Genomic DNA, 11185 nt, shown 5'->3' on the forward strand with positions numbered 1-11185 from the left:
CGCCCTATACCGCGCGCTACGCCTACACCGTGCGTCTCGATCTCGAAGCCACCTACGGCCCCTCGGTCTGGCCCCCGCCCGTGCTGCTGCCCAATGGTGCGGTTTATTTCCCCGGCGGATACCGCGGGTGGGGAGGCGGCATGTTCGGCTGGATGCCGCCGCCCAACTACTACGACCGCAGTCTCTCGCTGGAAATCCGCGACACCGCCACCGGCGCGCTGATCTGGCAGTCGCACGCCACGACCGGCGGCTACGAACGCGGTCTGGCTAATGTGGCCGTGCCGCTGGCACAGGCCGTGCTGCGCGGATTTCCTTCGGAGTACGGCGAGCACAAAGTGCTGTTCCCGCGCTGAGCGAAGAACGGATCGCGCATTAAACAAACTGTCACATTTGCAACTTATGGTCTCGACTTTCTCATTTGAGCGAGTCGAGCCATGCATTTCCCCAAATCTGTTTTAGCCCTGGCGATTGCCGCGGCACTCTCTTTGTCCGCCTGCGGCGGCGGGGGCGCCACCACCGCGTCCAACCCGCCTGAGCAGCAGGCCGCGGTGCAAACCGGGGTCTTTCTCGACTCCGCCGTGGCCGGGGTGGACTACACCACCGATAGCGAAGTCACCCCGCGCCAGACCAACGCGGCGGGGCAGTTCTTCTACAAATCCGGCGAGACCGTCACCTTCAAGCTCGGCGGCGTCTTGCTGGGCCGCGCCAAGGGCGCCGATGTGGTGGCGCTGGCCGATCTCGACGAGCAGGGCGAAGACGCCCCCCGCACGCAGAACACCGCGCAACTGCTCCAGGCGCTCGATGACGACCGCGACCCGAACAACGGCATCGTCATTCGCAGTGAGGTGCGCCAGCGCTTTGCCAACATCAAGTGCGATCTGTCCGACCGCACCCAACTGGTCGCTCTGTTCCAGCAGCAGCTCGCCGATCTCAAGCTCAGCCTGACCGATCCGCGCTACGCCAAGGCGCACCTCGAAGACTCGCTCTCGCTGATCGGCCGCACCGTCACCAGCACCTTCACCTACCAAGGCGCGGGCGCAGCGCAGGGCGCGCAGCTCAGCGTGAGCAAGTACGCCATCGGCAGCCAGAGCCGGTTCAACGTGCCCTATCCCGGCAATCAGAACTACATCAAGGCCGAGTTCCCCAAGGGCTTCCCCATCAGCCTGGGCTCGGGCCTGGCCTTCAAGGGCGTGGACAAGCAGGGCAATGTGCAGTTCTGGGCGATGACCGATCGCGGCCCCAACGGAGATTCACCCGACCTGCAGAACGCTGACGGCATCTCCACCACCACCACCGCGACCAAGTCGTTCCCCGCGCCGGCATTCAATCCTGAGTTTGGCGTGGTGACTGTGGGCACCGGCAAGGGCAACCGTCGCGCCACGCTGGAAAGTACCACCCCGCTCAAGGACATCGACGGCGCTGCGATGAGCGGCCGCCCCATCCCTCCGGGTGCTGTCGGATCGACGGGCGAAACGCCGGTCAGCGAGACCCTGCAGATTCTCAAAAACGCGCAGGGCGACATCGCTTTTGATGTGCACGGCATCGACCCCGAAGCCGTGGTGGCCACGCCCGACGGCAAGTCGCTGTGGATGACCGACGAGTACGGCCCCTTCGTGTTCAAGGTGAACGCCGCCAGCGGCCAGATCGAGACCAAACTGGCGCCCGGCAGCGGCCTGCCCGACATCGTCAAGTATCGCCAGCCCAACCGCGGCATCGAAGCCATCGCCCTTGCGCCCAACGGCAATCTGCTGGCCGGCGTGCAGAGCATTCTCAAGATGGATGACGCCGCAGACAGCAACGGCAAAAAGCAGAAAACCACCAAAGCCGTGTTCACCCGCCTGGTGCAAATCCAGCCGGATGGCGCTACCCGCATGTTGGCCTACCCCCTCACCGATGCCAGCGGGGCCGTGCCGTACAGCAAAAACAAGGATGCCAAGATCGGCGACCTCGTGGCGCTCGACGACAACCGCTACCTCATCATCGAGCGCGGCACGCAAGCCGATGGCAAAGATCACAACATGATCTTCCTCATTGACCTCAGCGGCGCGACCGACCTCACCGGCAAGACCATCAACGGCCTGGAGCCCGAGTACCAGACCTCGCTCAAGGCGCTGACCGACGGCGGCATCATCCCGGTGAAAAAGACCTTGCTGTTCGACATGGTCGAAGGCAGCGGCTTTGGCTGGGTGTCCGGCAAGACCGAGGGCATGGCTTTGGTGGACGCGCAGACGATTGCTGTGGCCAACGACAACGACTTCGGCCTTGCGGCGGAAATCGTCGGCCCGAATGGCGAGATCCTCAAAGGTGACGATTGCGAAATGGACGCCAGCGGCCAGATTCTGGCGGGCACGGGCAAGTGCACCGCGCCGGGCGCGTACACCTATCGCATCATCCGCGGCAAACCGTGGGAAACGCCTTCGCGCCTGTTCCTCATCAAGCTGCCCAAGCCGGTGCTCGACTACGCCTCTTGAGCGCGGCTAGACGATGAAACCCCCGCCCGCGCGCATCGCGCAGGCGGGGGTTTTTCAATTCAAAAACAACCGCGTCACCGGGTTGTCGGTTTCCTCGGTGTAGTGGTAGCCGAGCTGCTGCAAAAACTGCGTGAAGGCCTTTTTGTCCGCAGGCGGCACCTGAATGCCCACCAGCACATGGCCGCTGTCGCCGCCCTGGTTGCGGTAGTGGAACAGGCTGATGTTCCAGTTCGGGCTGAGCGCGTCGAGAAAGCGCAGCAGCGCGCCCGGGCGTTCCGGAAAATCGAAGCGCAGCAGGCGCTCGTTCTCCGCCATGCTCTGCCCCTGCGGCCCGCGCGGCGCGGGGCCACCCACGAGGTGGCGCACATGCACCTTCGCCAGTTCGTTGTCGGTGAGGTCAAGCACGCCATAACCCGAGCGCTCAAAGGTCTGCGCCATTTTCTGCGCATCCTCGCGGCCGTTCACCGTCAGGCCGACGAACACATGCGCTTCTTCCGGCCGCTTGATGCGATAGGTGAACTCGGTCACATTTCGCGCGCCCACCAAGCGGCACAGGCGGCGAAAGCTGCCCGGTTTTTCGGGAATGGTCACGGCAAACAGCGCCTCGCGCGCCTCGCCCACTTCGGCGCGTTCGGCCACAAAGCGCAGGCGGTCGAAGTTCATGTTCGCCCCGCAGGTCACCGCCACGAGGGTTTCGCCCTTGAGCTGGTGCTGCGCGGCGTAAGCCTTGAGCGCTGCCACCGACATGGCCCCGGAGGGCTCCAGCACGCTGCGGGTGTCTTCGAAAACGTCCTTGATTGCGGCGCTCACCGCGTCGGTATCGACCACGACGAAGTCGTCCACCAGATCGCGCACCAGGCGGAAAGTCTCGCGCCCGACCTGCTTCACCGCCGTGCCGTCGCAAAACAGCCCCACTTCAGACAGCGTGACCCGTCGGCCCGTCTGCACGCTGCGCAGCATGGCATCGGAGTCGACCGTCTGCACCCCGATCACCTTGATCTCCGGCCGCACCGCCTTGATGTAAGCGGCCACGCCCGAGATCAGACCGCCGCCGCCGATCGCGCAGAACACCGCGTGAATCGGCGCCTGATGCTGCCTGAGGATTTCCATGGCAATCGTGCCCTGGCCCGCGATCACGTCCGGATCGTCGAAGGGGTGAACGAAGGTCAGCCCCTGCTTGTCCTGCAGCGTGAGCGCGTGGGCATAGGCATCGCTGTAGCTCTCGCCCTGCAGCACGATGTCCACGCTGGCGCCGCCCAGAGCACGCACCGCATCAATTTTCACCTTCGGCGTAGTGGCCGGCATCACAATCACCGCGCGGCAACCCAGCCGGTGCGCCGACAGCGCCACGCCCTGCGCATGATTGCCGGCCGACGCGCAGATCACGCCGCGCTTGCGTTCAGCTTCCGTCAGCCGCGACATCTTGTTGTACGCCCCGCGCAGCTTGAAGCTGAACACTGGCTGCGTGTCTTCGCGCTTGAACAGCACCTTGTTGTGCAGGCGACGCGACAGATTGCGCGCCGGGTCAAGTGCCGACTCAATCGCCACGTCATACACCCGTGCGTTCAAAATACGCTGCAGATAGTCGGTATGCTTCGCGGCCATTTGGATCTTCCCAGAGCAAAAGAGCCGATTCTATGAACCCCGCTGATCGCACCTTGCAGGCATGGCCGTGCTGATACCGCCCGAGTGGGCCGGCGCCGCCCTTGGTTTGTGGCATGAATTGCTGCAGTCGGCCTCCGGGCCGGGAGGGCTTTACGTGTTGGCGGCGCTCAGCTTTGCCGCCGCCACCCTCATCCCCTTCAGTTCCGAAGCCGTGCTGCTGGTAGTGATTGCCGCCCAGCCGCAGCACACCCTGCTGGCCGTGCTCGTCGCCACAGCCTCCAACACCCTCGGCGGCATGACCACCTACGCGCTCGGCCGCTGGGTGCGCCATTGGCAGACCCCCGACGCCTGGCGCTGGGCGCCGCAAGTGCGCCACTGGGGGGCGCCCATCACCGTGCTGGCTTGGGTGCCAGGCATCGGTGATGCCCTCGTGGTCGTGGCCGGCTGGCTGCGCATCAACGCCTGGGCCTGCGCCGCGTGGATGCTGCTCGGCCGCAGCCTGCGCTACATCGCCGTTGCAGGTCTGGCTTGGTCGCTATGAAAACAAACCGGGCAAAAAAATACCCGGGCGGATGATGAACATCGGCCCGGGTAAGAATCCACCAAAGGAGGAGGTGGAGGAGACAAGGGGTGCGTCAAACTCGACGCGTGAAGCAATATTAGAGGATGCTTATGTATCTTGCATAGCCCATCCGTGCATCATGGTATTGTTAAATAAGCATGCGCTTATTTAATACCTAAGTCATTGAAAAAAAATGGCATTGCTCCGGGCGGCGGCGGCTTTTGGCGCTTGCGAGCCATCGTCATGCACATTGAAATTGACGCAAATCAACAAAAAATGGGCGCCATGCGCCCTTCCGCGCCTACTGCAGCTTCAGCACCGCGGCCAGCACGCCCGCCGCAATCACCAGCATGCCGCCGATCTTGATCGTCAGCCGTAGTTCGAGTTCTCGCAAATCGGGTTTAGTGGCCAAGTCGGCCTCTCCCTGCGTTTCGCGAAAAGCGTCTGCCACTGCCTCGGCCTGCGCGTCGGGCATGCCTGATTCGCGCAATTTGCGAATGAATTTGTGCGTATCGAATGTGACGGTCGTCATGTCGCGAATGGTAGGCGCCCTTGAACACCACCGACAATCCACTTACCCCTTAACGAGACACAGGAGAACAGCGATGCAATGCACCGTGCAATGGGAAGGCGAAGGCGGCATGGCCTTCACCGCACACACCGAAACCGGCCACACCCTGCGCATGGACGGCGCGCCAGCCAGCGCACCGGGCGAACCCGGTGGCCACAACCTCGCGCCGCGGCCGATGGAAACCGTGCTCGCCGGCACGGGCGGCTGCACTGCCTACGACGTGGTCTACATTCTGAAAAAGGCGCGGCAGGACGTGCGCGGCTGCACGGTGCGGCTGGAAGCCGACCGCGCCGCCACCGACCCTAAGGTGTTCACCCGCATCCATATGCACTTCACTGTGACGGGCAACAACCTGCGTCCCGACATGGTGCAGAGGGCCGTGGAGCTTTCGCATACCAAATACTGCTCGGCCAGCGCCATGCTGGAAAAGACAGCGACGATGACTTTCAGCGTCGAGTTGGTACAGGAATGACCGCCGAATCAGCGCCTGCCTGCAATGTTGCGTTTTGATGACACTTTTGGTCGGAGCTGCAAAAAAGCTTGAGGCCCATCATCAGGCGCGCTCAAATGTCAGCTCGCATGCAATGACATCAATGTTTGCATGTTCATTCCCCCACCCGCTCAGACATCGCCCTGGAGAGTGTGTCGAGAGGCGGAACACTTCAAACCTAACGGAGCACAGAATGAAAACCCAAGGTTTCGCAAAAAAATCCCTCATCGCCCTGGCTGTGGTCGGCGCCTTCTCAGGCTCGGCATTCGCGGCTGACAGCGTGCAGCTGTACGGCATTATCGACATGGGTGTTGGCCACTTCACCGGCATCGCCCCCAGCAACACGACTGCCGCCCCTGGCAGCACAGCTTCCTACACCGGCCTGATGTCGGGCGTGGTGGCCGGTTCGCGCATTGGCCTCAAAGGCTCGGAAGACCTGGGTGGCGGTTTGAAAGCCATTTTCAAGGCTGAAACCGGCTTCTGCCCGGCTGGCACCAACCAAACGGGCGCAGGCACTTCGGGCTATTGCACCGGCGGCAGCTTCATGGGCCGTACCACGATGCTTGGCCTGCAAGGCAGCTTCGGTACCGTGCAAATGGGCCGTTACTTCACCAGCATGTTCACCAACGAGATCAACTACGATCCGTTTCAGGCAGGCTTTACCGGGGCTTACTCCAACTTCAGCCTCGGTGTTTTTGGTGACAATGGCAACGCCGTTGGCTCCTTGCTGCGCAGCAACCAGACCATCACCTATATCTCGCCCTCGCTGGCTGGCCTGACGGTACGTGCCGACTATTCCTTCAACACCGGCGCCGCAACTGCCCCAATCAACACCGCAGGCAATAAGCCGACGCTGCTGTCTCTCGACGGCAACTACGCCTTCGGCAATGTGGCAACTGTCGGCGCCAACTACACCAAGGTGAACAACCTCACGGGCACCAACAGCGACGGCGCCTACAAGGTGTGGCAACTGTTCGGCTCCTATAACGTCGGCTTGGCCAACCTGATGGCCATTTACGAGCGCGGCACGGCTGATTACTTCACCGGCCACGACTCGTCCTGGCTGATCGGCGCCAACGCGCCCGTCGGTGCCGGCAACGTCATGGTGTCCTACGGCCAGTACGGCAACTCGCTGTCAGCCACCGGCACCAGCATGAGCACTTCAACCGCCAAGCAGTACGCCATCGGCTACAGCTACAACCTGTCCAAGCGCACCATGCTGTACACCTCGTACGCGCACATCAACAACGATGCGGCTGCGGCCAACCGTGCGGGTACGGCGCTTGCTGTCAACACCGCAACCAATGGCAACTCTGGCGTCGTTGGCCAGGGTTCCAGTGGTTTCGCTGTGGGCATCCTGCATTCGTTCTGATCAAGGTTGGTCGATCAGACTTGCTAATTGCCTGAATACCCAGTCCGCCTGCCGGAGTGCAGGCGGACTGCCAGAACTTACAGCCCGCTCGCGGGCTGTTTTTGTTGTTGGTTGGCAACAAAACCTTGAGGTAATTGCTCTTGCCATATGCATCACCGCTGATGCACTGCTAAATTGTTGAGGTCTCGGAAGCGGAATGCTTTAGGTCTGCGACGAGCTGGGCACAGCAGAGCAAAACTCTGTCGCCCGTCTCTTTACCGGCTTGTCTCAAGCTGGCCCTTTACAACCTGGAGATGCTCAATGAAAAAATCACTACTCGCCCTCGCCGTTATCGGTGCTTTCAGCAGTTCGGCATTCGCTGCTGACAGCGTTCAGTTGTACGGCATTGTTGACATGGGCGTTGCCCATTACACCGGCGTCAAGCCTTCCAACGCTGGTGCGACGGATTCCGCCAGCTTCACCGGCCTGCAGTCAGGCATCCAGTCGCCTTCCCGTATTGGCCTGAAGGGCAAGGAAGACCTGGGCGGCGGCCTGAGCGCCATTTTCAATGCTGAAACCGGCTTCTGCGCAGCGGGCACCAACGTCACTGGCGGCAACTCCAGCGGCTACTGCTCGGGTGGCGGCTTCATGCAGCGCCAGTCTTATGTCGGCCTGACCGGCAACTTCGGTACCGTCGTGGGTGGCCGTCTTTACAACCCGGCGTATCAAAACCAGGTCGCTATCGACCCGTTTAGCTTTGGCCTGACCGGCAGCATTGGCAACACTTCGCTGCTGACCCAAAACGGTGTGGCCAATCTGAACCGTGCCAATCAAACCCTGGCCTATGTGACGCCTAATTTCTCGGGCTTCCACGCCACTCTGGCTTACACGTTCAACGTGGGCGCTGCCAACGATCCGATCAACACGGCTGGCAGCACCAGCCGCGCTTACTGGCTGAGCGGCAACTACAACAACGGCCCGATCACTGCTGGTGTGGATTATTCGCAAATCAGCAATATGCAAAACTTCGGTCTGTCACAAGGTGCCAAGGCCAAGATGTACGACATCTTCGGCGGCTATGACTTCGGCATCGCCAAGGTTGTTGGTCTGTACTCCAACCTTAAGGCTGATGGCATCTCTGGCAGCCAGAAACAGTGGATGCTGGGTGCCACCGTGCCTGTTGGCCCGGGCGCCATTCTGGCTTCCTACAGCGTGTACAAGAACGATATGGGCTCGCCCGCTTCTGCTCCGCAAGCCAAGCAAGCAGCAATCGGCTACACCTACTCCCTGTCCAAGCGCACCAACCTGTACACCTCGTATTCGCACATCAGCAACAGCAATGGCGCTGCCATCGTTGCGAACAGCAATGCGAGCACCAACGCTGGTGTTGCCAACACGGGCTCCAACGGCTTCGCCCTGGGCATCCGTCACAAGTTCTGATCAGCGCAAGCTGTTTAGCAACTGCTTTGAAAGCCGCCTTCGGGCGGCTTTTTTTCGTCTGAATTTATCGTCAATGGGTACAGAGTGACCGTGTTGCGGCAGGCATAATGCCCGTAAAGGGAGGGTTGTCCAATGCACATCGTTCTACCGGTTGACGGATCGACTTACACCGCGCGGGCTGCGCTAGTTCTGGTGCAGCAGGCGCGACAGTACAAAGAGCCGCCGAGAATCACTCTGCTGACTGTGGCGCTGCCTATCGGCACGCCGCTGGCGCGTGCGCAACTGAGCAAGGCGACGCTGGATGAGTATTACCGCGACGTCAGCGCACAGGCGCTGGCACCCGCAGAAGGCGCGCTGAAGCAGGCCGGGCTGGCGTTTGAGTCTCGCCATGTGGTGGGCGACCCGGCCGAACAGATCGCCGCCGAGGTGGCGCGCCTGCAACCCGACCTGCTCATCATGGGCACGCACGGCCATTCGGCGCTCAAGGGCTTCGTCATGGGGTCGGTGGCGAGCAAGGTGGTGGCGTCCACCACGGTGCCGGTGCTGCTGGTGCGATGATTTCGCTTCGGGCTTCGCTTGACAACTAGCCCCCTCCCAACCTCCCCCGCAAGCGGGAGAGGGGTTTTCCGTGTTTCTTCTTTTTGGGCGGCGAATCACCGCTGGCTCAACGCATTGCCCACCAGCTTGGAGGTGATGTCCACGATCTGGATCATGCGGTCGTAGGCCATGCGGGTGGGGCCGATGACGCCCAGGGTGCCGACCACTTTGCCGTCTGCCGCGTAGGGCGCGGTGATGACGGAGAGTTCTTCGAATGGCACGGCCTCGCTCTCGCCGCCGATGTAGATGCGCACGCCATCGGCGCGGGCGGAGGCGTCCATCAGCTTGAGTAACTGGGCTTTTTGTTCGAACAGATCGAAGAGCTGGCGCAGCTTGCCTAGATTGCCCGCAAAGTCGCCGATGCCGAGCAATTGTTGTTGTCCGGAGATGACGACCTGATCTTGCGGTTGCTGCAGCGCCTGACTGCCGGCCTGCACGCCGGCCTGCATGAGGGCGACGAGTTCGCTACGCAGGTGTTCCACCTCGCTGCCGAGCTTTTGCGCGACCTGCTCAAAACTCAGGCCGGAAAAATGGGCGTTGAGGTAGTTGGTTGCGGTGTTGAGCTCGTTCTGGCTGAGGGCGTGCGGCCAGTGCAGCATGCGGTTTTGCACATCGCCCTCGGGGCTGACGATGATGAGCAGAATGCGGTGTTCGCTCAACTGCAGAAATTCGATGTGGCGAAACGCGGCGCTGCGCTGCGGCGCCAGCACCACGCCGACGAATTGCGACAGGCTGGACATGAGCTGCGCCGCCCGCATCATCACCTGCTGCGGCGGGGCGGTGTCGATGTGCTGTTGCAGCGTCTGCGGCAGCAGGTCGGTTGGCATCTGCGGCTGGGCGGTGAGCATGGCGTCGACAAACACCCGGTAGCCGCGCGGGGTGGGAATGCGCCCGGCCGAGGTGTGCGGGCTGGCGATCAGGCCCATGTCTTCGAGATCGGCCATGACGTTGCGGATGGTGGCCGCGGACAACTCCAGCCCCGAAGCGCGCGACAGCGTGCGCGAACCCACCGGCTGACCGTCGGCGATGTAGTGTTCGATCAGGGTCTTGAGAAGCAGTCGGGCGCGTTCGTCCATGCGCAAATTTTAGGGCGCAGACGGCGCGCGGGCGCAACGCGCTACGCTGGACTTGCGCCTGTGCTGTAATTTGCCGCCATAGCGGTGTTCTCCGCCGTGCCTCACCTTTGAATCCCATGCCCCGTACCGTGTTCCAGCAGGTCTTGCTGATCGGCAAGTATCAGGCGCCGCAGGCGCAGCGCAAACTTGGCGAGATTGCCGCGCGGCTGAGCCGGGCCGGGGTGGAGGTCTGGGTGGGCGAGCTTACCGCGCAGCACACCGAGTTGCCTTACCCGGTGCTGCGCAGCAGCGAGCTGGCCGAGCGCACCGCGCAGGGCGGTTGGGTGGCGGTGGTGCTGGGCGGCGACGGCACCATGCTGGGCGCGGCGCGCAGGCTGGCTCCGCTGAATGTGCCGTTGGTGGGCATCAACGCCGGACGGCTGGGCTTCATGACCGATATCGCCGACAGCGAGTGGGAGCCTGCGATCGACGGTCTGATGGCCGGCGACTTCGAGCGCGAGGAGCGCGCCATGCTCAGCGGGGCGGTGGAGCGTGCGGGGCAGACCATTTTCAACGCCATCGCGGTGAATGATGTGGTGGTCAACCGCAACGGCGCGTCGGGGCTGGTGGAACTGAAGGTGGAGGTGGACGGGCGCTTCATGTATGTGCAGCGCGCGGACGGCCTGATCGTCGCCACGCCGACGGGCTCCACGGCCTATGCCTTGTCGGCCTACGGGCCCATTCTGTACCCCAGTGTGGACGGTGTGGTGCTGGTGCCGATTGCGCCGCATACCCTGTCGAACCGACCCATCGTGCTGCCGGGCGGCGCCGAGATCGTGATCGAGGTGGTCACGCCGCGCGATGTGAGCGTGAACTTCGACATGCAGAGCTATGCCGAGCTGATCGGCGGCGACCGCATCCGAATCGGGCAGGCGCCGCATCGCTGCGTGTTTCTCCACCCGCCGGGTTGGAGCTATTTCTCCACCCTGCGCCGAAAACTTCATTGGCATGAAGTGCCCGATGAATCCTGAATATTTGCGTCT

General features: G+C 62.5%; 10 protein-coding genes and 1 pseudogene. 8 read left to right on the forward strand and 3 right to left on the reverse strand.

What is annotated here, in order from left to right; genetic code table 11:
* Together AC2VLV_RS00365 and AC2VLV_RS00370 are read left to right on the forward strand one after the other, a co-directional pair.
* A pseudogene (locus AC2VLV_RS00365) lies at window positions 1–353 on the forward strand (DUF4136 domain-containing protein); the annotation flags it as partial.
* 81 nt (window positions 354–434) lie between these two features.
* Window positions 435–2471, forward strand: a complete 2037-nt coding sequence (locus AC2VLV_RS00370) for an esterase-like activity of phytase family protein (RefSeq protein WP_486988108.1) — start codon at window positions 435–437, stop codon at window positions 2469–2471.
* Window positions 2472–2525: 54 nt separating this feature from the next.
* On the opposite strand, the gene ilvA is transcribed toward AC2VLV_RS00370, so the two are convergent.
* Entirely contained in the window at window positions 2526–4076 is a 1551-nt protein-coding gene (ilvA, locus tag AC2VLV_RS00375) for a threonine ammonia-lyase, biosynthetic (protein ID WP_486988109.1), read from the reverse strand.
* Between the two features lie 61 nt (window positions 4077–4137).
* Here ilvA and AC2VLV_RS00380 point away from each other — a divergent pair, with 61 nt between their 5' ends.
* Window positions 4138–4617, forward strand: coding sequence for a YqaA family protein (locus AC2VLV_RS00380; RefSeq protein ID WP_486988110.1), 480 nt, complete (start codon window positions 4138–4140; stop codon window positions 4615–4617).
* A gap of 322 nt (window positions 4618–4939) precedes the next feature.
* Here the strand turns inward: AC2VLV_RS00380 and AC2VLV_RS00385 are convergent, their stop codons facing one another.
* Window positions 4940–5170 carry a DUF1640 domain-containing protein gene (locus AC2VLV_RS00385; protein ID WP_486988111.1) on the reverse strand — a complete coding sequence of 77 codons (231 nt, stop codon included), beginning with the start codon at window positions 5168–5170 and terminating at the stop codon, window positions 4940–4942.
* Between the two features lie 73 nt (window positions 5171–5243).
* Between AC2VLV_RS00385 and AC2VLV_RS00390 the strand changes: the two genes are divergently transcribed.
* The 4 genes from AC2VLV_RS00390 to AC2VLV_RS00405 all read left to right on the forward strand — a co-directional run bounded on the left by AC2VLV_RS00390 (window position 5244) and on the right by AC2VLV_RS00405 (window position 9048).
* Complete coding sequence (locus AC2VLV_RS00390) at window positions 5244–5681, forward strand: OsmC family protein (protein WP_486988112.1); 438 nt, start codon at window positions 5244–5246, stop codon at window positions 5679–5681.
* A gap of 211 nt (window positions 5682–5892) precedes the next feature.
* Window positions 5893–7071: a porin gene (locus tag AC2VLV_RS00395; protein ID WP_486988113.1), complete on the forward strand. Its 1179-nt coding sequence runs from the start codon at window positions 5893–5895 to the stop codon at window positions 7069–7071.
* Window positions 7072–7371: 300 nt separating this feature from the next.
* Window positions 7372–8490: a porin gene (locus AC2VLV_RS00400; RefSeq protein ID WP_486988114.1), complete on the forward strand. Its 1119-nt coding sequence runs from the start codon at window positions 7372–7374 to the stop codon at window positions 8488–8490.
* A 132-nt stretch (window positions 8491–8622) separates the two neighbouring features.
* Window positions 8623–9048, forward strand: a complete 426-nt coding sequence (locus AC2VLV_RS00405) for a universal stress protein (protein WP_486988115.1) — start codon at window positions 8623–8625, stop codon at window positions 9046–9048.
* Window positions 9049–9143: 95 nt separating this feature from the next.
* Here the strand turns inward: AC2VLV_RS00405 and hrcA are convergent, their stop codons facing one another.
* The gene (gene hrcA / locus AC2VLV_RS00410) at window positions 9144–10163 is read right to left on the reverse strand and encodes a heat-inducible transcriptional repressor HrcA (RefSeq protein WP_486988116.1); all 1020 of its coding nucleotides are present in this window, start codon (window positions 10161–10163) and stop codon (window positions 9144–9146) included.
* A 116-nt stretch (window positions 10164–10279) separates the two neighbouring features.
* Between hrcA and AC2VLV_RS00415 the strand changes: the two genes are divergently transcribed.
* On the forward strand, window positions 10280–11173 hold the full coding sequence (locus AC2VLV_RS00415; RefSeq protein WP_486988117.1) for an NAD kinase: 894 nt from the start codon (window positions 10280–10282) through the stop codon (window positions 11171–11173).
* The last annotated feature ends 12 nt before the right edge of the window (window positions 11174–11185 follow it).

The sequence above is a fragment of the Thiomonas sp. TH-17 genome, from assembly GCF_057473305.1.

Bases quoted from the DNA above. Each gene is read 5' to 3' on its own strand.
- AC2VLV_RS00370 (WP_486988108.1), top strand. From the start codon at position 435: ATGCATTTCCCCAAATCTGTTTTAGCCCTGGCGATTGCCGCGGCACTC.
- ilvA (WP_486988109.1), bottom strand. From the start codon at position 4,076: ATGGCCGCGAAGCATACCGACTATCTGCAGCGTATTTTGAACGCACGG.
- AC2VLV_RS00380 (WP_486988110.1), top strand. From the start codon at position 4,138: ATGGCCGTGCTGATACCGCCCGAGTGGGCCGGCGCCGCCCTTGGTTTG.
- AC2VLV_RS00385 (WP_486988111.1), bottom strand. From the start codon at position 5,170: ATGACGACCGTCACATTCGATACGCACAAATTCATTCGCAAATTGCGC.
- AC2VLV_RS00390 (WP_486988112.1), top strand. From the start codon at position 5,244: ATGCAATGCACCGTGCAATGGGAAGGCGAAGGCGGCATGGCCTTCACC.
- AC2VLV_RS00395 (WP_486988113.1), top strand. From the start codon at position 5,893: ATGAAAACCCAAGGTTTCGCAAAAAAATCCCTCATCGCCCTGGCTGTG.
- AC2VLV_RS00400 (WP_486988114.1), top strand. From the start codon at position 7,372: ATGAAAAAATCACTACTCGCCCTCGCCGTTATCGGTGCTTTCAGCAGT.
- AC2VLV_RS00405 (WP_486988115.1), top strand. From the start codon at position 8,623: ATGCACATCGTTCTACCGGTTGACGGATCGACTTACACCGCGCGGGCT.
- hrcA (WP_486988116.1), bottom strand. From the start codon at position 10,163: ATGGACGAACGCGCCCGACTGCTTCTCAAGACCCTGATCGAACACTAC.
- AC2VLV_RS00415 (WP_486988117.1), top strand. From the start codon at position 10,280: ATGCCCCGTACCGTGTTCCAGCAGGTCTTGCTGATCGGCAAGTATCAG.